A 23,991-nucleotide genomic window follows, 5' to 3' on the forward strand; every position below is an offset into this window, starting at 1 on the left:
CGAAGGACCCCCGCATTCTGCACGATGCCAGCTAGAGCTAACCACCTATACAGGCACCCACTGGCCGCGCTCTCCTTACTCTCCGGAGATATAAGTGGCAGCCCTAGATGCGGGGGTCCTTCAGCTACGCTTCAGGATGACGACGAAAAACAAGCAACAACAGCAGAGCAAACTACTTCGTCATCGGTTGCAGGATGTCATCCATCCGTGCCGGTGTACCGCTGACGCGCTCCATCTGTGGGTACTTCTCGCCATCGTGATAGTCGAGGCGGATCACCTTGTAGTACCCCGTGTTTTCTACGATGAACTCAATCGAAGGGCCCTTGCCTGTGGCTTCCTTGATGGCGGCATGCAGCAGGCCGCCCGTGAAGGCACGTCCGTTGACCGCAAGAATATGCATGCCGGGGCCGAAACCGGCCTTGTCCGCAAGGCTGCCGACGATCACGTCTCCCACGCGGCCATCGCCACCCACCTGCAGGCCCAGCGAGAACTGAGCGTACACCATGCCGGTCTGTGACTCCATCAACTGCTCCCAGTAGTTCTGCTTGTCGGTGTAGGTGAGCTTGTAGCCGCTCAGTGCGGCGATGCCTGCAACCTCCGGCGCATGGAACTCGTTCGAGTCCAGACGCTGATGCAGGAAGCCCGCCCAGTCGTTCGGCACAACGGCGTTCAGGCCTGCCACCACATCCTCAAACGTGTAGGGAACGACCTTCGGTCCGGTGTTGCCGCCGAAGCCGTGAAAAGCCGCCGTGAAGTCGTCGATGTTTTTCTTTCCGTTGGTCTTCTCGCGAATGGTGAGGTCGATTTCGAGCCAGAGCAGTTCGCCCTCATCGTAATAGTCCGTATCGCGGCGGTAGTTATCGTAGGGCCCGCCGGTATAGTAGAGCACCTGCGCCATGGTCGCGGTGTCCTGCAAATCGCGCCAGGTGCGGCCGGGACGAGCATCGTTGAGATAACCGGCGACCGTGGCCAGGCGGTCGCGATAGACCGACGGTGCCCAGATGCCGCAGCGCGCAGCGAGGATATCGCCAAGATACTCAGTGAGACCTTCATAGACCCAGAGCAGATCACCCTCCATCGGCTTCTGATAGTTGTCTGTGGCCAGGCCTGCAGGACGGCGATACTTGCCGTTCCACGAGTGCGTGAACTCATGCGGCAGCAGCAGTCCGTTGGCGATGAACTGGTTGTCGTCCACGAAGGTCTTTTCTCCAACGCGATCGTCGGAGGACTGGTGATGCTCCAGTCCAAAGTGAGAAACCTGATCGCTGAGCGTGACGAGGAAGTGATAGCTGGCATAGTGGCGCGACTTGTAGAGCGCGCCGGTCTCGCGAACGAGCTTGGAGAACTGGTCGATGTGCTCCTGAGAGAGATCGATATCCTCCGGGCCGTCTCCGGCGAGATCGAGGAAGTGCTTGGGACTGACCTCAGGAGCCAGCGGAATCTCACGGAACCAGCGGCCCGCAAGGACGGGAGAATCGATGAGCTGCTCAAGGGAGACGGTCTTGAAGCCGACGTCGTTGCCTTGCGGCTTCGAGGTAGCCTCCAGCGCAGTGCCGAAGTTCCAGCCGCTGGGAACCTTGATGGACGGCGTAATCATCACGTCGGAGGCCTTGGCTCCATCCGGATAAACCAGCATCTCGTTCCAGCTCAGTAGCGCGAGGTTGGCGCTGGTGCTGGCTCCTGCAGAGAAGCCCGACGCAGCGGCGGTCACAAGAAAATCCATTTTGATGTCGAGACTGGCTGCTCCTGCGGGAACGGTGATGTGATACGCGTACATATCCACCTTGTCGCGCTCCCACTTCACGGGCTGACCATTAGCCGTAATGACAAAGCCCGCCTGGTTATCGATGGGGCCATCCGGAGCGTGCTCGCCGGGAATCCACTTCGGATAGACCAGCGTCATCGGGCCGGGCTGTACGGGGATGGTCTCGGTGGCGTGAAGGATCTTGCGAGGGGCGTCGGTGAGATCGACAGCGAGTGCGATGGGCGCCGTCTGGGCCGAGGCAACGACAGCACAGCCGCAGAGAGCGGCTAGGGGAACAAGGCGGAACAGGGACATTTGTGGAACTCCTGAAGAGGTGCTGCGCAAGCAGATGATTAAAGATACGCGCGAGGAATGGGAATAGTCGCGGCTGGAGAGACAGGTGCCGGCACTGTGCACGACCGGTAAAGTTGACGGTTACTGACACACCGCGTCTCATGGAGATACATCATTAAATCGTTCTTCATGAGGGCTTCAATTGTTACAGAAAACACTTCTTGCCGCCGCCTGTCTTTCGATGGCGGTCCTCACCGCACAAGCTCAGCGTCTTTCCACAAAAGTCCTGCCCTCACACTACACGCTGGCACTTACACCAGACCTCCATGCAGCTACCTTTCACGGCGAAGAGACGATCGATATCACGCTGGCGCAACCTGCGACAGCGATTACGCTCAATGCCATCGAGATCAGGTTCGGAACTGTCAGCGTAATCGCCGGCGGCCAGACGCTGCCCGGCACCGTCAGCCTCAACGAGAAGGACCAACAGGCGACCTTAGCTTTTCCGTCCACCGTACCGGCCGGGCAAGCGCATCTTAAGATCAGTTACGACGGCATTCTGAACAACGAGCTTCATGGGTTCTATCTTTCCAAGAGCGACAAGCGCAACTATGCCGTCACGCAGCTTGAAGCCACCGACGCACGGCGCGCCTTCCCCAGCTTCGATGAACCGGCCATGAAGGCCACTTTCGATATCTCACTCTCCGTGGATAAGGGCGACAACGTCATCTCGAACACTAACGTCGTCTCCGATACGCCCCAGGGCGCAGAGAAGCACACGATCACCTTCGCGCGTACGCCGAAGATGTCCACCTATCTCGTCGCGTTCCTGGTCGGAGACTTCGAGTGCCAGACCGGCTCCGCCGATGGCATTCCAATTCGTGCCTGTGCCACGCCGGACAAATTGGGCCAGCTTCAGTTCGCGGTCAAAACGGCCGAGTTCGTCCTGCACTATTACGACACCTACTTCGGCATCAAGTATCCGATGCCCAAGCTGGACATGATCGGCATACCCGACTTCGAAGCAGGCGCCATGGAGAACTTCGGCGCCATCACTTATCGTGAGACGGCCATTCTCATCGACCCGCAGACCGCAACCGAGGGGCAGAAAGCCCAGGTTGCTGCAGTCATCGCGCACGAGATGGCGCACCAGTGGTTCGGCGATATGGTGACCATGCAGTGGTGGGACAATCTCTGGCTCAACGAGGGCTTTGCGACCTGGTTGGAGCATAAGCCGGTCAATGCCTTGAACTCCGAGTGGAACATTCCGCAGGCTGCCGCAGAGGAACTCGACGGCGCACTCAACTACGATGCGGGCCGCGTAACACGCACCATTCGTTCCAAGGCAGACACACCCGACGAGATCAATCAGCAGGGCGACGAGCTCAGCTACGGCAAGGCGGGAGGTGTACTCGCCATGGTTGAGAACTATATCGGCGAAGAGACTTTCCGCCAGGGTGTACACAACTACCTGCAGGCGCATATGTTCGGCAACGCCACCGCAGAGGACTTCTGGAATGCGCAGACTGCGAACAGCCACAAGCCTGTGGACAAGATCATGGAGAGCCTCATCGCCCAGCCCGGCGTACCTTTGCTCGAGTTCTCCGTCGCAGCCGGAGGCAAAACGGAGGTCAGACAGCAACGCTTCTACCTCTCCTCAAGCATGAAGGACACAACCGGCGAGACCTGGACACTTCCTGTCTGCTTCAAGACCGCAGGCGCTCCCACCTGCGAACTTCTTGGCGCAAAGTCCACCAGCACCCTCAACGTGCCTGCCGCGCCCTATCTGTTTGCAAACGCGGCGGCGAAGGGCTACTACCGAACCGTCTATGCTCCGGCAGACTATGCCAGGCTGGTCGCACACGCAGAGACCGGACTTACGGCTCCGGAGCGCATTGTCATGCTCGACAACCAGTGGGCTCTCGTTCGCGCAGGCAAGGTCAAGGTCGGTGATTTTCTCGACCTCGTTACAGCGATCGGCAAGGACCAGGACTCCGGCGTCCAGGCTTCAGCGCTCGGCTCGGTGGGCTCCATCCGGGAACGCATCGCAGACGATGCAGACCGCGACAAGCTGGCAAGCTGGATCCGCACAACCTATCTGCCCCTTTATGAAACCCTCGGCGTGCCATCTCCGTCCGATTCGCCGGACAAAAAACAACTTCGGGCTCAGTTGTTCGGCCTGCTTGGCGGTGCGAAAGACGAGGCCATCATCACTCAATCTCGTGAACTGGTCGGCGAGTTCATGAAGGACCCGACCTCGGTCGATCCAACGCTGTTCCAGGCCGCCACAGCTGTTGCTGCGACAAATGGCGATGCGGCCTTCTATGAACACGTTCTGCAGGCCAGCAAGAATACGCAAAACCCACAGATGAGCGAACAGGCGCTCCACCTGCTCGCCTACTTCAAGGATCCCGAGCTGGTCACGCGCACCCTGGACTATGCTACCTCCGGCCAGGTCCGCAATCAGGATTCCTGGATACTGCTTGCGATCGAGCTGCAAAAGCGCATGTCGCGGGTGCAGACATGGCAGTACGTTCAACAGAACTGGGACAAGGTGAAGGCCCAGTTCACCACGGCGTCCGGAGCCTATGTAGTCGGCTCGACCGGGGCGTTCTGCGATGCGACACACCGCGATGAGGTGAAAAGCTTCTTTGCTTCGCATCCTGTCCCCTCGTCCAATCGTTCGCTCCAGCGTGCCGTGGACCAGATCAACGACTGCATCGAACTGCACGATTCTCAGGAGGCTAACCTGAAGAACTGGCTTGCTACCAACGTGCCGTAACCCTGGAGCGGTTCGAATGGACTCGTTCTGCCGAAAGCCGTGTGGGAGGTCTCCGTGGGAGGACCTCACACACGGCTTTCGCGCCGTTAGAGCATTTCCCCTGTAGGTGTAGAGCGGTGCCTCGATTTTTATGGGCGTTTTCCCCAATGAAAACGCCACTGCACGCCCGCTTCCAGATTCCCCGCAACAGGGAAAATGCTCTAAAGACCTAAGCCGAAACTGCTGTAAGAGCGGCAGCTCGAGAACGAAGGCAGGGTTAGGCGCCTTCGGTGTAGCACGATCGCAGACTACGGCCACGCCTCTCCGTTAGAATTGGCGCACGTACATGAATCTTTACGCGATCGTTCTCGGCATCATTGTGGTCACACTGCTCAGCGTCTCGCTGGCACGTCTGGGCAAAGTAAAAACCAAGGCCGACTATCTCGTCGCGGGGCGCTCCCTGCCGGCGTTTGTGCTGGTATTTACGCTGCTCTCCAGTTGGATCGGCTCCGGCTCTCTGCTCGGTGGCGCGGAGAACGCCTACAGGCATGGCTTCGCCGCGCTCTGGCAGGGCGGCGGCGGATGGGCCGGGCTGCTGCTGATCTACTTCATCGCGCCACGCGCCCGGAAGTTCGCGCAGTTCACCATTCCCGACCTGCTGGAATCGCGCTACAACCAGACGGCACGCGTGCTCGGCGTCATCGCCGTGCTGTTCACCTACACGGCCATCACCAGCTACCAGTTCATCGGCGGCGGCGATATCGTGCACCTCATCTTTCCCTCCGTCACAGCCGTACAGGGACAGTACATCCTGGCGGGCTTCGTGATCGTGTTCACGGCGATTGCGGGCATGGGCTCCGTCGCCTACATGGACGTAGTGATCGGACTGCTGGCGACGTTCACGATGCTTGCCGCGCTGCCGGTGCTGGTTCACTTGGCGGGAGGATGGAAGGGAGTTCGCGCAACGCTGCCTGCGACGCACTTCCAGGTATTCGGCGATCTCACCCCGATCAATGCGCTGGAGTTGTTTTTGCCAACCTGCCTGCTGATGCTTGGCAACCAGTCGATGTACCAGAAGTTCTTCTCCGCCAAGAGCGAGAAGGACGCAACCCGCGCGGTGAGCGGATGGATCGTCGGCACGGTCATTCTGGAGACGATCATCGTAGCGATTGCGGTCGTGGGTTCGGCGCTATATCGCACAGGCGAGGTGCATGACCGTCCGCGCGAGATTCTTGCCTACACGGCTATTCATGGCTTCGGTGGCTCTAAAGCGCTCGCAGTACTCGGAGCCCTGCTGGTCGGAGCGATCTTTGCGAAGGTGGTTTCGACGGCGAACAACTATCTATTTTCGCCTGCGACCAATCTCGTGAACGATGTGTTCGCGCGTTACATCAAGCGCGACGCCTCGAACAAGCAGATCCTGCTGGTATCCCGTTTGATGGTCGTAGCTCTGGGCCTCTGGGCGCTCTATCAGTCGCTGGGCACGACCTCGGTGCTGAAGAAGTCGCTCTATGCCTACACCATCTATTCAGCGGCGCTGACGCCGGTGATCCTGGCGGCCTTCTTCTGGAAACGGGCGACGGCGGCAGGTGCGGTGGCCAGCATCGCAGCCGGAACCGTGGTCACTGTCGCGTGGGACTCGCTGACGCCGCATCTGCCGCCGGTAATCGCCGCGCGCGATGCCATTCTGCCTGCGTTGGTGGCCTCGCTAATCTGCCTGTTTGCCGTAAGCCTGGCGACAAAACGGCCCAGCGAACAGCAACTGGCGCCCTTCGCCAGTTGATCCTAAAGACCTGCGTTAATAGCTCATCAAATGTGCCTTGCGGAAGCCACCGAAACGAGGCTCTCGGTATCTAATGGCGGCAGGTGGGAAAGACTCCTGCCACCAAGGAGAGAAACGCATGGCATACACCAACCTTGCTACAGATAGCGCTACCACCCTTCGCCCCCTGACCGGCGATGATGCAACCGCAACCTTCGAAAACGATCCACGCTTTGCGGGATCGGACGCCGCAGCCTTCGCCTCCAGCGAAAACCTCAACGTCGCAGGCGCCGAGGAAGATGAGGACGACTTCGAAGACGAAGACGAGACCGAAGTCGCCGAGGATGAGGATGACGAAGAGGACGACGAAGACGAAGATGAAGATGAAGATGAAGACGATGAAGATGAGGACGAAGACGAGGACACTGACGACGAAGATGAGGATGAAGACGACGCCGTCGCCGAGCACGATGACGAGGACGCCGTCGCAGAGAAGCAGGCTGCGTAGTTTCTCGCTCGGGGTCTAGTTCGCTCCACCCCAAATCTTGTCATCTCGACCGAAGCATGACGGCTTCATGTCATGCGAAGTGGAGAGACCCGCAGTTTGTTTGCGCAAACGATATTGCCTGGGCAAACAAACTGCGGGTCTCTCCACTTCGGCGCAAAAGCGCGCCTTCGGTCGAGATGACAAGGTATAGATGAGTCAAAACGATAAAACAAACGAAGCAGCTACACGCCCTTCTTGCGCGGCTCCCAGATGTATTTGTGAATCTGCAGGCTCAGACGCGCGGGCAGGCCATCGGCCAGCATCCACTCCACCACAAAACGCGGATCGAGCGTGGCATTATCCGTCGTACGCAGCTCGCTCGGAGCCTTGCTGAATGCGGGCGAAAGCAGAATGCTGCCGCACGTCGTCTCCAGGGCGTGCGTACGGATAAAGTCGCGCGCAAACTCGTAGTCCGCGCGGTTGCTCAGCACGAACTTCACCTCGTCGTGGGGGGTGAGCGCGTCGAGATTCGCCATGTGGAACGAGTTGGCCGCCGAACCCGCGCCCGGGCACTTTACATCGACGATCTTGTGCACGGCCTTTGGCACATCGGCCAGGGGGCGCTCGCCGCTGGTCTCCATCATCAAGGTGTAATTGGCGTCGAGCAGCCGCTGCATCAACGGCAGCAGCTCTTTTTGCTGCAACATCGGCTCACCGCCGGTGAACTCGATCAGAGGGCAGGGCTGCAGCGCTTCGATCTGCGCGACGATCTCGTCGGTCGTGAAGGGCTTGCCGCCGGTAAAGGTGTACTCGGAGTCGCACCACGCACAGCGCAGATTGCAGCCGGCCAGACGCACGAAGATACACGGAACGCCCGCGAAAGAGCTCTCGCCCTGGACCGATTTGTAGAGTTCGATGAGATGCATGGGGTTCCTTGGATCACTTGCCACAGCGGGCCGGAAGCAGATTCCCTTCGGGAATGACAACAGGAAAAGCAAAAGCTAAAGACAACAACGAAAATCTATCGCTATTCGTAGTACCGCGCGAAGCTGGTGTCCGTCTCGTAGACGGTGCAATCCTTCACCCGCACCCGGCCCTGTGCCATGTTGAGGAGCTGGCTGGCAGTCTGCTCGAAGAAATACCGCGCAAGATTTTCAGCCGACGGGTTGAGCGTCGTAAAGGGCTCGAGGTCGTTGATCATCTGGTGGTCCAGGTACTCGACCGTCGGGCGCAGGACCTGCTTCAGCAGCTTGAAGTCGAGCAGCATGCCGGCCTCATCGAGCTCCGAGCCGACGAGGGTGACGAACACGCGGTAGTTGTGGCCGTGTGGGTTTTCGCATTTGCCGTGATAGTTGCGAAGGTAGTGGCCCGAGGAGAACCCGGCCTGTACCGTAACTTCAAACATTATGGGTGCAGCTCCAATCGAGGCGCGATTGAGCGCCATCAACCATTCTACCGGTGGCGGCGCTTTTGCTGGCGCTGTTCCGCATCACGGCGCTCGGCCTGCTCAATGAGCGACGACAGAATCCCCCCCAGCGCCACAGCCAGCGCGACTACCAGCAATCCGAGCCCCATGGTGCGCCAGAGCCGGATATCGCCGGGCGAACCGGGCTGTTGCGCGATGTTGGTGAACGACAAAATGCCGCAGACCAGCGCGAGAACGCCGAGGGTGGCTGCGAGAATGTAGAGGTTGCGTCCCAAGTGAATGGCTCCGCTTTTAGTCTAGAGGAAGTGGGGCGCGAGCTTCGGCACAGATGTCGTCGTTGCTGCGAAAAACAAACGACGAAAAAGGCTACAAAGCCTCGAAGAACTTCTCCACCTCGCCGATCTCCTCCGTCCGCCGATACGGCGGCAGCGAGTCGAGAAAGGTCGCGCCATAGCGCGTCGTGCGGATGCGCGGATCAAGCAGCATCAGCACCCCGCGGTCCGACAGCGAACGAATCAGCCGTCCAAAACCCTGCTTAAGCGCGATAACCGCCTGCGGAACCTGCAGGTCGTTGAAAGCATTGCCGCCGGCAGCGGTGATCGCATCCGTGCGAGCCTTCATGATCGGGTCGGTGGGCACGGCGAACGGCAGCTTGTCGATGATGACGCAGCTCAACTGCTCGCCCTGCACATCGATGCCCTGCCAGAACGACGACGTACCGAAGAGCACGGCGTTCGGCGTCTCGCGAAACTGCTGCAGCAACACGTGGCGCGGCGCGCTGCCCTGCATCAGCAGCGGGTAGGGCAGTTGCGCCAGCAGGCGCTCGTGCATCTCGCGCATCTGCGCGTAGCTGGTGAAGAGGCAGAAGGCGCGGCCGCGCGAGATCTCCAGCACGCGGCGGGTCTTCTCCGTGGCCTGTGCGATGAAGTCCGCATGGCGCGGATCGGGCATCGTCGGCGGAAGGTAGAGAAGCGCCTGCTTCGCGTAGTCGAAGTGCGAGGGCACGACAAGCTCTTTGGGAAAGGGAATGCCGAGGCGTTTTTTGAGATGCGCGAAGCTCGGCACGCCGTCTGCCCCGGCAACCGTGAGCGTCGCCGAAGTAAGAATGACGCTCGGATAGTGCGTAAAAAGCGTCTCGGCCAGCAGCGTGGAGACGTCGATCGGCGTGGCCTGGAGATGCGTGCTGAAGGCCTGCGGAGGCGGTGCCTGCGAGGGCTCGACGAGGCGTGCATTGCGAGCAGCATTACGCAGGCCGCTGGTGGCGCGGCGCTCGATCCAGAAGACTGTGTTCGGATCTTCAGACTCGAGCAGAAATTTCATATGGTGGCGGATGTCCGCCGCACGCTTGCGCAGACCCGCGGCCTCTTCTACCTCGCGCAAACGTTCCAGTTCGCCTTCAAGCCGCTGCAGCGCGTTCGACGCGCCAAGATAGGCATCGCCGCGCGACTCCAGAAAGTCTGCCCGGTCGATAAACTCCAGCCGCCCCAGGTGCGACGGCCCCGCAGGCAGCGAGCCGAAGAAGAGCTTCGACCGTTCGCGGATGGTCTGTGTCGCGCTTTCGATCGCGCTCGTACTCACGCCCTTGGCGCGCAGCATCGACTCCGTATCGCGAGCCAGCTCGTCAAAACGCGCATTTGACAGAGCGATGCCAAAGTACTGCGAGGCTACGTCTTCCAGCTCATGCGCCTCGTCGAAGATCACCGCCGCGGCCTCGGGCAGAATCCCCGCGTCCGGCGCGCCCGCGGCCTGCTGCTTGATGCTGAGGTCGGCGAAGAAGAGATGGTGATTGACGATGACGATGTCCGACTCCAGCGCCTTGCGCCGCATGCCGGTGACGAAGCACGGCTCCCAGTTGGGGCACGACTGCCCGAGGCAGACCTCGCTACGCGCGTCGAGCTTGTGCCACAGTGGCGACTGCTCGGGCAGCGCGTCGATCTCGGAGCGGTCACCGGTCTCGGTGGTGCGCTCCCACTTCAGGATGTGGTGGAACTGGTCGATCTCCTCCAGCCCGCTGAGGATGGGATTGTCGCGCAACGCGTAGAGCTTCTGCTTGCAGAGGTAGTTCGCGCGGCCCTTCATGTAGCAGACCTTCAGCGGCCCGAGCAGCGATTCGAGGAACGGGATGTCCTTGAAGTAGAGCTGTTCCTGGAGGTTCTTCGTTCCGGTCGAGATGATGATGCGCTGCTTCTGCTCGCGGGCCCGCCGCAACGCGGGCAGCAGGTAGGCGAGCGTCTTGCCGGTACCCGTGCCGGCCTCGGCGATGAGGTGTCGACGGTCGGCAAAGCACTGCTCGATGGTCTTCGCCATCAGGTACTGGCCGGGGCGATGCTCGAAGGCAAGCGAAGATTTCGCCAGCAATCCGCCGGGATGGAAGAAGTCATACAGCGATGGAAGCTTCTGCTCCGGCAGAGCTTCGTGCATCGCGGGAAGTGGAGTGGCGGAGGGCATCGACTACGTTGATGATAATCGCCGTTTCTTCGCCATGCTTCCGAGACCCCCAAAAGATGAATTCCAAAGCCTTCACAAGGCTTGACCAAGCAGGGTTGCCTTTGCTTTGCAGTTGCCTTTCTGGTTGTCATTCCGAGCGTAGCGAGAAACCTGCTGTCTCCCGTTTTTTGCCAGTACTACTACAAGGGTTATGCGTCGTTCGTTCAAACCGATCCACCGTTTTAGCTCACATACTTCCAGGTGATACGAACGAAGAGCGGGAGACAGCAGGTTTCTCGCTACGCTCGGAATGACAACCAGAAAGGCAGGAACAAAGACAACGACAGCAGCAATGGCAACATTGATTATCCACAGGAACCTGCGATCGAACGTCACCTTTCGGATTCACATTCGGCCCAGGGAACTTTAAGAAGCCTTCCAGCGTAGAGACCCAGATACACTGCAGGTCTTCGGCCGTGCTGCGTCCGCCGCACGGCACGTTGCCGCAGGTGATGGGGTCACATGAAAAAATTATTTTTCGCCGCGAGCTTTGCGGCGCTTGCGTTCTCGCACGCCTTTGCGGAAACGGTCTGCCACGGAACGACTCTCACCGGTATCGTGCGCGACAGCACGCTTGCGCTCATTCCCGGCGCGATGATTACTCTGGATGGCAACCAGAATGCTGAGAGCGGCTCCGACGGCAGCTTTCGCTTTACCTGTATCGGCGATGGTTCGCATCGTCTATCCGTAAACGTTGAAGGCTTTGAGAAGCGTGACCTCACGCTCACCACCCCCCACGGGGGGCAGGTGGATTTCGTGTTGAAACCGGAAGCCGTTGAGAGCGAGGTCGATGTAAGCGCAGACGGCGGGCCCAGTGTCAGCGTTACGTCCGCCGGCCCTTCACAGACCCTCTCCGGCAAACGCCTGCAGTCCCTCGCCGACGACCCCGACGATCTTCTGCGCGAGTTGCAGCAGATGGCCGCGGCCGGCGGCGGCAGCCCGGGCAACTCCACCATCAGCATCGACGGCTTCCAGGGCGGCGGCGACGGCAATACCACCCTTCCGCCCAAGAGTTCCATTGCCTACATCAAGGTCAACCCCGACCTCTTCTCCGCCGAGTATCGCTCGCCGCCGTTTGGCGGCGGCCACATCGAGGTCTACACCAAGCCCGGCCTGAGCGCTTATCACGGGGCGCTCTTCGCCACCAACGGAAGCCCCTGGATGAACGCCCGCGATCCGTTTTCTACCAGTAAGGCTTCTCTCGGTAAACAGCGCTATGGCTTCGAGTTCACCGGCCCCATCTTCAGGAAGGGTAGCGACTTCAGCATGACGCTCGAACATCGCAGCATCGACAACTTCGCCGTTGTGAATGCCGTCACCATCGATGGCGCAGGCAATCAGTCCAGCATCGTTCAGAACGTTGCCGCACCGCAGCGCCTCTGGGTCGGCACCGCGCGCACGGACTGGCAGCTTGGGCCCAAAAACACCTTCATTGCCACCTTCAACTCCTATTTGAACCATCTCGAGAACGTCGGCGTCGGAGGCGCCTCGCTCGCCGAGACCGGCTATGACCAGGAGAAGTACGACCATACCCTGCGCTTCACCGACGTCACCACCATCTCCCCTAAACTCATGCACGAGGCGCGCCTGGGTATCGAGTGGGATGGCAATAACGACGCCCCGAACTCTACCGCTCCGCAGGTGCAGGTAGCCGGCGCCTTCACCGGAGGAGGCTCAACCGCCGGTCCGGTACGCGATCACGAACTGGATATCGAAGGCGACGACGACGTCATCCTCACCACCACCAATCACCTGATGAAGTTCGGCTTCCAGGCCGAGATCCTCGACGAACATCTGCGCCTCACCACGAACTTCAATGGAACCTACACCTTCGGCGGCGGCACTGTTCCGGGCCAGGCCGTAGCGCTCACCGGCCTCCAGCAATACTCACTGGCGTTGAGCGGTCAGCCCAACGGCTCGCCCACCGACTACTCCAATGTGGCCGGCAACCCCGAGGTCGATCTCGTCCAGACCCGCTTTGCCCCCTTCTTCCAGGACGACTGGAAGGTCCGCCCCAACCTGCATATCGCTTACGGCGTACGCTACTACACCCAGACCGACCCTAAGGTGGTCGATAGCCTCACGCCGCGTCTCGGCGTCGCGTGGTCTCCGGACAAGAAGTCCACCTGGACTCTGCACAGCCACGCCGGTCTCTTCGCCGACCGTTTCTTCGCCCATACCTATGCCGAGATTCTGCGCATGGACGGCGTCCAGCGCGTCACCAGCACGATCTACAACCCCACCTGCACCGGCATCTTCAACCCGGCGACGTGCAATCCCTTCAATGGCGCCACGCCCATCCATTCCATCCGCACCGTCGCTCCCAGCTTCCCCAATACCTTCTACAGCATTGAGAACATCGGCTTCACGCATACGCTGCCCCACGGCTGGAACCTCTCCGGCGACTATCACATAGCGCAGATATGGCACGCTACGCGCTCGGAGAACATCAACTCTCCGCTGAACAACTCACCCACCGGACCACGCCCCGGCGCAGCCAATCTGAATGTGCTGCAGATGCAGGGCACCGGCCGCGGCTACGGCAACGTCGAGTTTGCCGGACTGGAGCAACATTCACTCAAGCATGTGCAGCTCTTCATGGGCGCAGTCCGCGTGCAGATCATCGACGACAACGATGGCAACTCAAACAATGGAAACAGCGAATTTTCCACCCCGCAGACCACTGGCTCCAACGCCGGAGAGTACGCCCGTTCCACAGGGAACGGCCTGTGGAACGTCTTTGGCAACGCCACATTCTCGTTGCCGGAGAAGATCCAACTCAGCGGCAACTTCAATGCCTCCGGCGACGCACCCTACAACATCACCACCGGCTTCGACAACAACGGCGACGGCAACTTCAACGACCGTCCACAGTACGCCGCTCCGGGAACGCCGGGTGCCATCTCTACCCCTTATGGCCTGTTGGTGGCCTCGGGAGGCAAGGGCGTCTTCCCGCGCAACAAGGGCACGATGCCCTGGACGTTCTATCTCGATTCGAACCTGGAGCGCACCTTTACACTGACGCACAACCCGAAGGCAGAACATCAGCAGACCCTGCAGGTGAACATCCGATCGTCCAACCTGCTGAACCATACCAACGTGACGCAGGTGGGTGGAGTGCTGGGCTCCCCGCAATTCGGAGTGCCCTATGCAGCCGACAATGGCCGCCGCGTTGAAGGTGGAGTGCGGTATAGCTTTTGACGCACCTATGTGTTTGGATAGTGCGCTCAGGGTTATGGCGTGTGAAGTACCACGGGTACAAGCCCCGAAGGGGCGGCATATCCCAGCCCAGGGTGGAGGCATCCGTAGCGAGCGTTTTTTGCTCGCTGCGGTGCCGGAACCCTGGGTCAAGTCATAAAGGAAGTTGAGCCCTGAAGGGGCGACCTATCGTGGCTCCACAACACAATAGGTCGCCCCTTCAGGGCTCTACCTTCTTCTGGGAGCCATAACCCAGGGCTCCGGCGACCCGGCGAGCAAAAGCGCTCGCCAGCCGCCTCCACCCTTGACGCAGAGCGCGATGCGAATGCTTGTGGGGCGCTTTGCGTCACCACCCTGGGCTGGGATATACCGCCCCTTCGGGGCTTGTACCCGTGACTGTCTGGAACTCTGCGCTTCATTGCATCGATGTCGTCGTCCGTTATTAGAAAACGGGTGACAACTCCCCTCCTGCATGAAGACAGACCGCTGAATCCCCGCCATAAAAACGCCATGAACGCAGAGGATGCGTATCGTTCTTATAATGAAGGATGCGCTGTGGCGCGGAGGACAGGCACCATGGCACCGAAACGCGAACAGAAAAAAAGATTAGGCAAGAAGCACCGGCAGGCGAGCACTCGGCCGAAGCTGGGCAAGACCGCTCCCAGGGCGACGGCGACAACCGGCGCGGTTTCGCCGAAGAAGCGCAAGGAGATTGCGGCGAAGAAGGCCGCAGCCACCAAGGCCGCGAAGACGCCGACTCGCAGTCCGGAAAAAGAACGGCACGTCGTTATCAGCCCTCGCGACGCCAGTGGCGAGCAGCGTGGCCACGCGAGCGAGAGGCAGGCACCCCCACGCGTTCGTGCGATCAAGAAGCCGCTCGATCCCGATGCCGCGGAAAAGCGCGAATGGCGTGAGGCCGAAGCCCTGGCGACGGAGCTTACGCTCGTTGCCGACAGGCATCATGAGCCCACCCGGCTGCCGTTGGTTGCGATCTGCGGCCGGCCCAACGTCGGCAAGTCGACGCTCTTCAACCGCCTCACCCAGACGCGGCGCTCCATCGTCGGCGACGAGCCGGGCATTACGCGCGACCGCATCTACGGCGAGGTCGAGTGGGCTGGGCGCGATGTGCGCCTCGTCGACACCGGCGGCGTCATCCCCGACGACGAAGCGCTCATTCCCGCCGAGATCTTCCGCCAGGCCAAGGTCGGCCTCGAAGAAGCGGACGTGATCATCATGGTCGTCGACGGACGCACGGAACTGGCCGCGCCCGACATCGAACTGGCCCGTCTTCTGCTGCGCGGCGGCAAGCCGATCTTCCTGGCCGTCAACAAGATGGATACCCCAGAACTGGAGGCCGGCGCGGAGAACTTTCGCCGCCTGGGCTTCAGGAACGTGCTGCCCATCTCCGCCGAACATGCCGCAGGCATCGGCGATCTACTCGACGAGGTATGGGCGGCGCTGCCGCCGGAGTTCGTCGCGGAAGAGCCCGAAGAGGCGATGGAAGGCTTCGAAGAAGAGTTCGAAGAGGACATGGACGGCGGCGGCGATCCTCTGCCCGGCGCACAGGACGCTCCTGACGAAGAGTCCAAACCGGGCCGCAGATTGCGTTCGCACGGCGAACACATCTCCCGCGAGACGAAGATAGCCATCATCGGTCGCCCGAACGTCGGCAAGAGCACGCTGTTGAACGCGCTCACCGGATCGGACCGCGCCATTGTCTCGCCTATCGCCGGAACGACGCGCGATGCCGTGGACGAGGTAGTCACACGAGAAGGCCATGACTTCCGCTTCATCGACACCGCAGGCATCCGGCGCAAGGGCAAGACAAAGCTGCTCGCTGAAAAGCTCAGCGTCATCATGAGCCGCAAGCATCTCGAGGCCGCCGACGTGGCGCTGCTGGTGATCGACGCCGCCGAAGGCGTTGCCGCTGCCGACGCGAACATCGGAGGCTATGCGCATGAGAGCGGACGCAGCGTCATCATCATCGTGAACAAGTGGGATCTGATGACCGAGGTCGGCCCCGACGGCAAGCGGCTGCTCGACGGCAAACCACCCGCGGACCAGAAGGTCTACGAACAGCAGGTGCGGGACTCGCTGAAGTATCTCGACTACGCACCGTTATTGTTCGTCTCGGCCTCGGAATCCCAGGGCATCGAGCAGGTCTTCAAGAAGGTAGAACTGGTAGCTCGCGAACGCCGCAAGCGCGTCTCGACCGGATCGATGAACCGCTTCCTGGACAAGATCGACTTCCAGCGGGCGTCGGTTCCCATGGCAAAGCGCGTCAGGATCTATTACATGACGCAGGCCGCGGTGGCACCGCCCACATTCGTGCTCTTCACCGATCGAGATGTGAAGCTGCACTTCAGCTACGAGCGCTTCCTCGCCAACGAGATTCGCGACACCTTCAAGTTCATCGGGTCGCCGATCTGGTTCAAAGTGAAGGCGAGGAATAAGAAGAAAAAAGAAGAGTAGCGATTACATACCCAAACTCCAAAGGCGACATGGTTTCAGCCCCGAAGCGGCGATATATCCCAGCCTGGGGCGCGAGCCCCAGGTACTAGGTCCACAACGAAACCGAGGGTTGAAAGCTCGATATATCTCGCTAATGCAGACGAGATATATCGGGCTTTCAACCCTCAATGATTTGGAAACTGCGATTGCTTCTTGCACGCATTACCCAAAACTTGTCATCTCGACCCGAGCGATAGCTTTATCGTCATGCGAAGTGGAGAGACCTGCAGTTTGCTCGCACTAGCAATATTGCCTGTGCGAGCAAACTGCAGGTCTCTCCACTTCGGCGGCAAAAGCGCCGCCTTCGGTCGAGATGACAAATTTGGGGTAGGTCTATCGAACGAAGATCATTCCTCGATTACAGCCTATCCCCTGACATTCCTTCAGGCAGCTCAGTTCGGCAACGGCTGCAGCGTCACCGTGCGTCCGGTTTTCGCCGACTCGCGGGCCGCGTCGAGAATCTGCACCACGATCATGTTGGTGTCGAGCGCCGAAAGATCTCCATCCGGCTTGATCTCTCCGCGCAACACCGCAGCCAGATAGTCCATCGAGTTCTGCCGCTCCGGCGTAAGCGGGGGAGCCGTCATCGTCGACTCTTTCTGCTCATGCGCATAGCGGACGCGCATCTCGTCGGAGGCTACCGTGATGGCATAACCGGTCGCTCCATAGACCTCCATGTCCTTGCGGCTGAAGGGCCAATTCCACGAGGGCATCAGCACAGCCTGCGCGCGGGGGTAACGCAGAATGATCGTCGCATCGTCGTCGACCTTCGGATAGATATCAGGCTTGTCGGTCTGGGCCACGGCGGTGACGCTGAGCGGGGCCTTGCCGTGCATCATCTGCGTCATCAGGTCCGCGCCGTAGCAGCCGAAGTCGAACAGGGCTCCCGCACCGTTCTGGACCGGATCGGTAAGCCACGGCAGCCACTCCGGACCGACGCCGATCTCCTTCGGCCCAAAGTGCCCATCATGGATGACGACCTTGCGCACGTCGCCCAGCTTGCCTGAGACCACTTCGTTGTAAGCCTCCTGGTTGCTGGCGTACCAGGTCGTCTCATAGTTCACCAGCACCTGCACATGGTGCTCGGCCGCAGCCTTGCGAATGGCGAGCGCATCGGCCACCGTGGTGGCGAGCGGCTTCTCCACCATCGAGCTGACACCGTGGCGCGCGGCCAGTTCAATCACCTTGCGATGGTCGAGGATCGTTGTGTACACCAGCACGGCCTGCGGATGCACGGCGTTAAGCATGGCCTCGGTATCGGTATAGAAGAGGGCGTGGTCCAGGTGAAACTCTTTTTCGTACTGAGCCGCAACGGCGGTGTTGGGTTCGGCGATGCCTACGAGTTGAACGTTCTTGTCCTTGGACAGCGGGCCAAACAAGCCCTGCGCATGACCATGCACCAGGCCGACGATGGCAACTCGCACAGGAGCAGCCTGTGCGTGGACTGCCTGGGAGAGGAATGTTGTTACAAGGACGAGGAGTGCGCAACGGACGAACGAAAGCTTCACGGCGTTTCCTTTGGTACAGCGAAATTGTTTCTATCTTAGAACTGTTCCTGAATCTGCCGTACTATCTGGAGTTGAAAGATGAAACCTCCCCGGCAGATATTCGAGTTCGACGCGGCCAAAGCGGCCAGCAACCTGGAGAAGCATGGTGTTTCATTTGCAGAAGCAATGACGGTTTTCGACGATGCGCTCTCCTCCACACTTCCAGATGATCAACGCTCGAACGACGAACTCCGCTTCATCACGGTTGGAATGTCTTCGCGGCAACGTCTGCTTTTTGTCGTTTACACTGACACTGTCTCCAGCATCCGTATCATCGGGGCTCGTCTTGCCACTGCAACGGAGAGAAAACAGTATGAAGAAACGTGAACTCGATCCCCTCGCTCCTCGACCGGCTCTGGATTTCAGCAAGGGCGTTCGCGGGAAGCACCATGGCCGCATGCAACAGGGAACGAATGTTGTTCTTATCGCTCCAGATCTCCTTGAAACTTTTCCAGACTCCGAAGCCGTCAATGAGGCGCTCCGCAGCTTGAAGAAGATAGCGGAACGAACTACGAAACCAGCTTCTCGCTCTACCCCTAAAAGATCTACCGCCCTGGCCAGCTAGTACCGGTCTACCACCTGGCGATGCCGCTGCAACCACCAGCACGCCCCACTGCCTGCCTGCGGAAATAGAGAGTAGCTGCAATCCACCACGTTAACGTCTCCCAGGTAATACTCCTCTTTGTTGTTCTTCATCTCCGCCGCAACGACGCTGATCACCTGAACCTTGCCCATTCCGTTGCCGTGGGAGACGCGCAACTTCCAGACCGCCCAGTCGACGGGATACGACAAGGCCGCAATGATCAGCAGTCCTACAAGCGTTCTAAGCAGAATCCGTTTCATGAGAGCCACGCCCTATTATGCAGGCAGGCGATGGTAGAAAGACGCTAGGCCCTCATCACAAGTCTCAGCACGGATATCAGCTTTGTTGCTGCACATAGCCCAACACAAGCTACAAGTTGAACAGCTCCCGCAACCGCTTGGTCTGCGAGCGGCTCACCGGGATCTCGGTCTGCTTGCGGTCGTCCATACGGAGTTGATACGACGACTTGAACCACGGCACGACCTCGCGGATGTGCTGGATGTTCACCACGAACGACCGGTGCGCGCGCCAGAACTGTTCCGGGTCAAGCTGATCCATCAACTCTTCGAGCGTTCGGCAGTTCGAATCGCCCTCCACCGTTTTGGTCACCACCGAGATCCTGCCGTCCTCGATCGCAGCGAAGCACACATCCTTCTGATCGGCGAGCAGCAGACGGTTCTGTGCCCTCACCACCACCTTGCCCGATTTCGCCAAATTGTGCGCTCCCTGTGCGGAGAGTCCCGAAGCCTGTGCCGCCTGCTCCTCCACCATGCGCAGCAGGGCATCCAGCTTGGCTGCTGCATCCGAGCCGAACTCAGCGCCATTGCTACTCTGGGAGGCCACTGCCTCACTGCTCGGCCCATCGGATGCCAGGCGCGCGCGCACCTTCTCCAGCGTCTTCACCACGCGTTTGGCGTCGAAGGGTTTCAGCAGGTAGTCGACCGCGTTCACCTCGAACGCCTTTACCGCGTACTGGTCGAACGCTGTCGCAAAGACGACCTGCGGCATGTGGAACTTGCGGTCGAGCGCCAGCACCTTCTTGAGCACGGCAAAGCCGTCGAGCCCCGGCATGCGGACATCGAGGAAGATCACATCAGGTTTATGCGTCCGGATAAGGCTCACGGCTTCGATGCCGTTGCTTCCCTGGGCCAGCACCGAGACCTCGCCCGCGGCCTCCAGCAGATATTGCAGCTCCTGCCGGGCCAGCGGTTCGTCGTCGATGATCAGGGCGGTGAGCGGACTTGCCATTACGGCATTCTAGTCTTTAGACCAGAGATCTTTGTTGTTGACTAGTCGCTATACGACCTCAACCGCGCCGGAACGGAATCCTCGGCCAGGTCGTGTCCGCACTGCGTGCAGTAGACATCGGTGATCTTCACTCCGCGATGGCACACCCCGCACACCGGGGCCATCTGGAACTGGCACTGCGGGCAGAAGTGATAGCTGCCCTCCATCGCCGTGGCGCAGTGCGGGCAGCGCGACAGGATCGGCTGCCGCAGCATGAAGTACACCACCGAACCGATGCCGCCGGGCAGAACCACGCACACCAGCATCCACAGGCCCGCGGACATGCCGCGGCGCTTGACGTCGCGGCTCACATAGCCGAGCAGCAGGGCATAGCTGGCGACCAGTGCACCCCACCAGTAACCCGCCATCAGGCGCATCGGCAGGAGCTCATGCTTGTGGTGCGGCATGACCTCGTGGAAGATGTACTGCATTCCCACAAACAGGGCGATGGCAAGCACCATCGACCACCGCGGGATCATCATCAATTCCTGGTCCCCGCTCGAGGAGGAGTCGCCCTGTTGTGATGTCACCCACTGGGTCATCGCGTCACCTCACTGTTGGACTGGCTGCGTTCACGCTGAAACCATACCAGGCCCAGCAGCACGGCCGTCACCGGCAGCGACCACAACAGTAGCAGGAACAACTGATCGCTGGCATCGGGAACACCATTCGGAGTCAGCTCGTCGTAACCCTCGAGTACAGCCCATACGGCGTAGCAGAGCCCCATCAGCAGCATCGAGAAGATGCCCAGCGGAACCCACAGGCTGCGCGAACGCTGCTTTTGCTCCCGCATGACCAGCGCCTGCTCGCGCACCACGCGGTGCGTGCGGTTTACCACCGAAGCGCGGGCCGTGAAGTTCATGGGTCCCGTCTGCCTCGTTACATCTTTGAAGTCTTGAGGAGCGCTCACGCCTTCACCTCCAATGCCCTGGCCTCGGCCGCATGGCGTTCGGCGCGGAGACTGAGCAGTTGCGGCTTAAGCGAGGCCAAACCACGATACAGACGCGACTTCACCGTCGAAAGCGGTGCATGCGTTACTGTAGCGATCTCTTCGAGAGACATCTCCTCATGAAAGCGCAGTGTCAGAACTTCGCGGTAGCTGGGCTCGAGCGTCAGCATCACGGTCGCAAGTTCGGCTGCATTCTCACGGTACTGGAACTGCTCCAGGGGCGATGGCCCTTCCTGCACGATCTCAAAGGGACGCTCGTCTTCGCCGCCGTCCCGCATCTCGTCCAGGCTGGCCATGGTGCGCTTGCGCGACAGATCGATGACCAGATTGCGCGCTATGGTGAAGATCCAGGTATCGAAGCGGGCCTTGCCGTTGTACTGCGCGCCGCGCCTCAGCACACGGATCCAGACCTCCTGGAAGAGGTCTTCGGCGACCTCGCGCTTGCCTGTAAGGAACATCAGGTAGCGCATCAGGCGGTGCTGGTAGGTCTCGATGAGCTGGTCGAGAAGCTCGGGGTCCTGGCGCTTGAGCCCGCGCGCAATGGCGGCGTTTTCACGCTCCACCTGCTTCGCCGCTTCGACCGTCAAGACCACGGATGTTCTCACCTCAGTATGGACGCCAGTTTATAAGGAAAAGTCTCGGTTGTTGCACAAAATATGCGCCTTTTCGGTTCGCACTCCCTGGCTTTCCTCTTTACCCTGGCTTTTGCACTTGCTTTTCTCGTCATTCTGCCGGACGGCTTTACTGATGAGAGGCCGGCTTGACGTTATGAATCCGTAACAAGGGACTGGGGCAGATACTGCTAACGATCTGCTTGTCATAGCATGACGTTGGGGGTGGTGTGATGCGGTGTGTTCTTGCTCTTCTTCTTCTCTGCGGGACAATGATGCAAGCACAGCAGAATTCCGAGATCCCCTCTATAGGGAGCTTTTCGCGTGTGGACGGGGTCCAGTATGCACAAGGTAAGTCCGCCCCTCTGCTTGCCGACCTCCTCCTTCCGAAGAGCACTGCCCTAGCTCCGGCCATCATCTTTATCCATGGAGGGGGCTGGATAGGAGGGACCCGAGACTGGCCAGACGTGCTCATGAAGCCTTTCCCGGAGCACGGTTATGTTGCAATGTATATTGACTACGACCTGAGCCCTGGAGCCCGATTCCCCACTGCACTTGGTGAGTGCAAAGCAGCCGTGCGGTGGCTTCGTGCGCATGCAGCGCAGTACCACGTCGATCCAAATCGTATTGCCGTGGCAGGAGTCTCTGCCGGAGGCGAACTGGCAGCGCTAGTTGCCTTAACAGCAGGCGACCAGCGCTACGAGGGAATAGGTGAGTTCCGGGAGTTCAGCTCAAGCGTAAAGGCAGCGATCCTCTACAGCTCGGACCTGGACCTTACGACATTCTCTGAGAAAGACGAGTCGATCAACGCTTACCTCGGCGGCTCCTGCCTGGAACAGCACACTCTTTGCTTGCAGGCTTCTCCGCAGTTCAACTTGAGCGGTAAGCTCCCACCGATATTCATCGGGCATGGAAATGCCGACAAAGACGTTCCCTACTCGCAGTTCGTCAACTTTGTAGCCGCCTACAAGCAGGCGCATGGACCTATCACCACTTTCATCGCAGAACAGGGACCTCACTCCTATGTGAAGCAGCCCCAGTGGTTCCAGGCGAATATGGACGCCACGTTCCTCTTCCTTCAGAAAAACCTATAGCCGCACCATTCGCTTGCTCGCAAAAACAAACCTGGCCGGGTGAGATGACGGAACAATCTGCCGCGAGCTTTATTTCGCTGTGCTACGCCAGCCGAAGCCAGCGGCGGGATTGGGCAAGGACGCAAGCCTCGGCGAGAAGGCAGAGGGTGTAGCCGGTGAGCGCAACAGCATTCGCTTCTCTTGCGCCGCCTATCAGGACGATGCGCGCGAGCGTTGTGGCGATCAACAGAAATGCGCCCCAGAACGCAGTGCCTGCCAAGGTGATGCAGCCGAGAACGCGGCGGCCCTGTGAGTCGACTAACGCGAGAGCGACAACGACGGCCAGTACCGGCAGGACAAACGCCAGAACATGGTGCCCCCCCATGCAGCACGAGCCAAGGGTGAAGAGCGTGGCCAGCACTCCGCTGAGGCGGGCGATCGGGCTGCGCAGACCGTAGCGCAAGAGGGCCAGCGCTGATACGCTCCAGAGGCACACCGCCACACTGGCGAGGACCAGGCCCGTCAGCGCCATATCCATGGGCTGCGAGAGGCTGTTGGACACCTGGGTTTGCGGACTGCCGGCAAAGCCCTCTGCGAATCCTTTCGCGAAATCCTTCGCGACCCACATCGTCGTGTAGGGTGCGAGCGCCGGCGCCCCTGCGAGGCCAGCAGCGGGGAGTGCGATGAGCCAGCGCCACTGCCTGGCGAAGGCGATGCGGAGGATCGAAAGCCAGAGCGAGAAGATGCTTCCATGCTGTTCGAGATGGTCACCGACGACCTCGGCGGCACGCTCTTTTGAGGACACTGCAGCGAGAGTCCATTCCGCGATCGAGAGGACGGGGCTTGCGTTATCCATGATGTTCTCCGATGAGTTCGAGGCCGTTTAGCATCTGTTGAAATGCGCGCTGCGCGGTAGCGAGTTGCCGCGTGCCGGAGGGGGTGGCCTTGTAGAAGCGTTTGGCGCGGCCGCCGCGTTCGGGGGTCGGCTTACCTGTGGTCGAGGCGACCATCCCTTTGCGCTCGAGGCGGTCGAGCGTGGTGTAGAGCGCTCCGGGAGAGACTTCGCGGCGGGTGCAAACGAGGATTTCGTTGCGGATACTAACGCCATAGGCGTCGTTTCCGAGGCGGAGGACGGCGAGAAGAATGAGTTGCTCGAATTCGCCAAGGGAGACGGTGTGATCCATAACAACTACTTTGTAGTTGTTATGGATGGAGTGTCAAGAAAAATCTCACAGTCTCGGGGCCGCGGTCTCCCCCGGCGGGACTCTTCA

21 protein-coding genes are annotated in these 23,991 nt (G+C 60.0%); 8 read left to right on the plus strand and 13 right to left on the minus strand.

Annotation, left to right across the window (positions count from 1 at the left end; all coding sequences use genetic code 11):
* Window positions 1–172: 172 nt before the first annotated feature.
* Window positions 173–2,059, minus strand: a complete 1,887-nt coding sequence (locus ACIX8_RS23765; RefSeq protein ID WP_014267953.1) for a M61 family metallopeptidase — start codon at window positions 2,057–2,059, stop codon at window positions 173–175.
* Window positions 2,060–2,240: 181 nt separating this feature from the next.
* On the opposite strand from ACIX8_RS23765, the gene ACIX8_RS23770 reads away from it, so the two are divergent.
* From ACIX8_RS23770 to ACIX8_RS26065, 3 genes are all read left to right on the plus strand, one after another.
* Window positions 2,241–4,820: a M1 family metallopeptidase gene (locus ACIX8_RS23770; RefSeq protein ID WP_223295426.1), complete on the plus strand. Its 2,580-nt coding sequence runs from the start codon at window positions 2,241–2,243 to the stop codon at window positions 4,818–4,820.
* A 325-nt stretch (window positions 4,821–5,145) separates the two neighbouring features.
* Window positions 5,146–6,582: a sodium:solute symporter family protein gene (locus ACIX8_RS23775; protein ID WP_014267955.1), complete on the plus strand. Its 1,437-nt coding sequence runs from the start codon at window positions 5,146–5,148 to the stop codon at window positions 6,580–6,582.
* Window positions 6,583–6,700: 118 nt separating this feature from the next.
* The gene (locus ACIX8_RS26065) at window positions 6,701–7,069 is read left to right on the plus strand and encodes a hypothetical protein (protein WP_014267956.1); all 369 of its coding nucleotides are present in this window, start codon (window positions 6,701–6,703) and stop codon (window positions 7,067–7,069) included.
* A gap of 221 nt (window positions 7,070–7,290) precedes the next feature.
* On the opposite strand, the gene ACIX8_RS23785 is transcribed toward ACIX8_RS26065, so the two are convergent.
* The 4 genes from ACIX8_RS23785 to ACIX8_RS23800 form a co-directional block, all read right to left on the minus strand.
* Window positions 7,291–7,974, minus strand: coding sequence for a radical SAM protein (locus ACIX8_RS23785; protein ID WP_014267957.1), 684 nt, complete (start codon window positions 7,972–7,974; stop codon window positions 7,291–7,293).
* A 101-nt stretch (window positions 7,975–8,075) separates the two neighbouring features.
* Window positions 8,076–8,453, minus strand: coding sequence for a 6-carboxytetrahydropterin synthase QueD (gene queD, locus ACIX8_RS23790; RefSeq protein WP_014267958.1), 378 nt, complete (start codon window positions 8,451–8,453; stop codon window positions 8,076–8,078).
* 47 nt (window positions 8,454–8,500) lie between these two features.
* Window positions 8,501–8,749 (minus strand): hypothetical protein, encoded by a 249-nt coding sequence (locus ACIX8_RS23795; RefSeq protein WP_014267959.1) that lies wholly within the window; start codon window positions 8,747–8,749, stop codon window positions 8,501–8,503.
* A 91-nt stretch (window positions 8,750–8,840) separates the two neighbouring features.
* A complete protein-coding gene (locus ACIX8_RS23800; RefSeq protein ID WP_014267960.1) occupies window positions 8,841–10,922 on the minus strand; it encodes an ATP-dependent DNA helicase in 2,082 nt (693 codons plus the stop codon).
* Between the two features lie 501 nt (window positions 10,923–11,423).
* Here ACIX8_RS23800 and ACIX8_RS23805 point away from each other — a divergent pair.
* Both ACIX8_RS23805 and der read left to right on the plus strand, forming a co-directional pair.
* Window positions 11,424–14,162 (plus strand): TonB-dependent receptor, encoded by a 2,739-nt coding sequence (locus ACIX8_RS23805; protein ID WP_014267961.1) that lies wholly within the window; start codon window positions 11,424–11,426, stop codon window positions 14,160–14,162.
* Between the two features lie 573 nt (window positions 14,163–14,735).
* A complete protein-coding gene (der, locus tag ACIX8_RS23810; RefSeq protein ID WP_014267962.1) occupies window positions 14,736–16,631 on the plus strand; it encodes a ribosome biogenesis GTPase Der in 1,896 nt (631 codons plus the stop codon).
* 431 nt (window positions 16,632–17,062) lie between these two features.
* On the opposite strand, the gene ACIX8_RS23815 is transcribed toward der, so the two are convergent.
* Entirely contained in the window at window positions 17,063–18,178 is a 1,116-nt protein-coding gene (locus ACIX8_RS23815) for a Gfo/Idh/MocA family protein (RefSeq protein ID WP_014267963.1), read from the minus strand.
* A 78-nt stretch (window positions 18,179–18,256) separates the two neighbouring features.
* On the opposite strand from ACIX8_RS23815, the gene ACIX8_RS23820 reads away from it, so the two are divergent.
* A complete protein-coding gene (locus tag ACIX8_RS23820; RefSeq protein WP_014267964.1) occupies window positions 18,257–18,544 on the plus strand; it encodes a BrnT family toxin in 288 nt (95 codons plus the stop codon).
* Complete coding sequence (locus ACIX8_RS23825; RefSeq protein WP_014267965.1) at window positions 18,531–18,782, plus strand: hypothetical protein; 252 nt, start codon at window positions 18,531–18,533, stop codon at window positions 18,780–18,782. Before ACIX8_RS23820 ends, ACIX8_RS23825 begins: the two co-directional genes overlap by 14 nt.
* On the opposite strand, the gene ACIX8_RS23830 is transcribed toward ACIX8_RS23825, so the two are convergent.
* The 5 genes from ACIX8_RS23830 to ACIX8_RS23850 all read right to left on the minus strand — a co-directional run bounded on the left by ACIX8_RS23830 (window position 18,779) and on the right by ACIX8_RS23850 (window position 21,629).
* The gene (locus tag ACIX8_RS23830; protein ID WP_014267966.1) at window positions 18,779–19,060 is read right to left on the minus strand and encodes a hypothetical protein; all 282 of its coding nucleotides are present in this window, start codon (window positions 19,058–19,060) and stop codon (window positions 18,779–18,781) included. The genes ACIX8_RS23825 and ACIX8_RS23830 overlap by 4 nt on opposite strands.
* A gap of 109 nt (window positions 19,061–19,169) precedes the next feature.
* Window positions 19,170–20,048, minus strand: coding sequence for a LytR/AlgR family response regulator transcription factor (locus tag ACIX8_RS23835; protein ID WP_014267967.1), 879 nt, complete (start codon window positions 20,046–20,048; stop codon window positions 19,170–19,172).
* A gap of 41 nt (window positions 20,049–20,089) precedes the next feature.
* Complete coding sequence (locus tag ACIX8_RS23840) at window positions 20,090–20,629, minus strand: zinc ribbon domain-containing protein (RefSeq protein WP_014267968.1); 540 nt, start codon at window positions 20,627–20,629, stop codon at window positions 20,090–20,092.
* A complete protein-coding gene (locus ACIX8_RS23845; RefSeq protein WP_044177426.1) occupies window positions 20,626–20,997 on the minus strand; it encodes a hypothetical protein in 372 nt (123 codons plus the stop codon). The genes ACIX8_RS23840 and ACIX8_RS23845 overlap by 4 nt, the downstream gene beginning before the upstream one ends.
* Window positions 20,994–21,629 carry an RNA polymerase sigma factor gene (locus tag ACIX8_RS23850; RefSeq protein ID WP_014267970.1) on the minus strand — a complete coding sequence of 212 codons (636 nt, stop codon included), beginning with the start codon at window positions 21,627–21,629 and terminating at the stop codon, window positions 20,994–20,996. The genes ACIX8_RS23845 and ACIX8_RS23850 overlap by 4 nt, the downstream gene beginning before the upstream one ends.
* 293 nt (window positions 21,630–21,922) lie before the next feature.
* On the opposite strand from ACIX8_RS23850, the gene ACIX8_RS23855 reads away from it, so the two are divergent.
* Complete coding sequence (locus ACIX8_RS23855) at window positions 21,923–22,741, plus strand: alpha/beta hydrolase (RefSeq protein WP_014267971.1); 819 nt, start codon at window positions 21,923–21,925, stop codon at window positions 22,739–22,741.
* A gap of 82 nt (window positions 22,742–22,823) precedes the next feature.
* On the opposite strand, the gene ACIX8_RS23860 is transcribed toward ACIX8_RS23855, so the two are convergent.
* Together ACIX8_RS23860 and ACIX8_RS23865 are read right to left on the minus strand one after the other, a co-directional pair.
* The gene (locus ACIX8_RS23860; protein WP_014267972.1) at window positions 22,824–23,576 is read right to left on the minus strand and encodes a hypothetical protein; all 753 of its coding nucleotides are present in this window, start codon (window positions 23,574–23,576) and stop codon (window positions 22,824–22,826) included.
* Window positions 23,569–23,904: a PadR family transcriptional regulator gene (locus ACIX8_RS23865; RefSeq protein WP_014267973.1), complete on the minus strand. Its 336-nt coding sequence runs from the start codon at window positions 23,902–23,904 to the stop codon at window positions 23,569–23,571. Before ACIX8_RS23865 ends, ACIX8_RS23860 begins: the two co-directional genes overlap by 8 nt.
* Between the last annotated feature and the right edge of the window lie 87 nt (window positions 23,905–23,991).

Source organism: Granulicella mallensis MP5ACTX8 (assembly GCF_000178955.2).
GTDB classification, from domain to species: domain Bacteria; phylum Acidobacteriota; class Terriglobia; order Terriglobales; family Acidobacteriaceae; genus Granulicella; species Granulicella mallensis.

Coding starts and splice junctions, on each gene's coding strand:
- ACIX8_RS23820 (WP_014267964.1), top strand. CDS start 18,257: ATGAAACCTCCCCGGCAGATATTCGAGTTCGACGCGGCCAAAGCGGCC.
- ACIX8_RS23865 (WP_014267973.1), bottom strand. CDS start 23,904: ATGGATCACACCGTCTCCCTTGGCGAATTCGAGCAACTCATTCTTCTC.
- ACIX8_RS23830 (WP_014267966.1), bottom strand. CDS start 19,060: ATGAAACGGATTCTGCTTAGAACGCTTGTAGGACTGCTGATCATTGCG.
- ACIX8_RS23775 (WP_014267955.1), top strand. CDS start 5,146: ATGAATCTTTACGCGATCGTTCTCGGCATCATTGTGGTCACACTGCTC.
- ACIX8_RS23835 (WP_014267967.1), bottom strand. CDS start 20,048: ATGGCAAGTCCGCTCACCGCCCTGATCATCGACGACGAACCGCTGGCC.
- ACIX8_RS23840 (WP_014267968.1), bottom strand. CDS start 20,629: ATGACCCAGTGGGTGACATCACAACAGGGCGACTCCTCCTCGAGCGGG.
- ACIX8_RS23800 (WP_014267960.1), bottom strand. CDS start 10,922: ATGCCCTCCGCCACTCCACTTCCCGCGATGCACGAAGCTCTGCCGGAG.
- ACIX8_RS23825 (WP_014267965.1), top strand. CDS start 18,531: ATGAAGAAACGTGAACTCGATCCCCTCGCTCCTCGACCGGCTCTGGAT.
- der (WP_014267962.1), top strand. CDS start 14,736: ATGGCACCGAAACGCGAACAGAAAAAAAGATTAGGCAAGAAGCACCGG.
- ACIX8_RS23785 (WP_014267957.1), bottom strand. CDS start 7,974: ATGCATCTCATCGAACTCTACAAATCGGTCCAGGGCGAGAGCTCTTTC.
- ACIX8_RS26065 (WP_014267956.1), top strand. CDS start 6,701: ATGGCATACACCAACCTTGCTACAGATAGCGCTACCACCCTTCGCCCC.
- ACIX8_RS23805 (WP_014267961.1), top strand. CDS start 11,424: ATGAAAAAATTATTTTTCGCCGCGAGCTTTGCGGCGCTTGCGTTCTCG.
- ACIX8_RS23855 (WP_014267971.1), top strand. CDS start 21,923: ATGCAAGCACAGCAGAATTCCGAGATCCCCTCTATAGGGAGCTTTTCG.
- ACIX8_RS23860 (WP_014267972.1), bottom strand. CDS start 23,576: ATGGATAACGCAAGCCCCGTCCTCTCGATCGCGGAATGGACTCTCGCT.
- queD (WP_014267958.1), bottom strand. CDS start 8,453: ATGTTTGAAGTTACGGTACAGGCCGGGTTCTCCTCGGGCCACTACCTT.
- ACIX8_RS23765 (WP_014267953.1), bottom strand. CDS start 2,059: ATGTCCCTGTTCCGCCTTGTTCCCCTAGCCGCTCTCTGCGGCTGTGCT.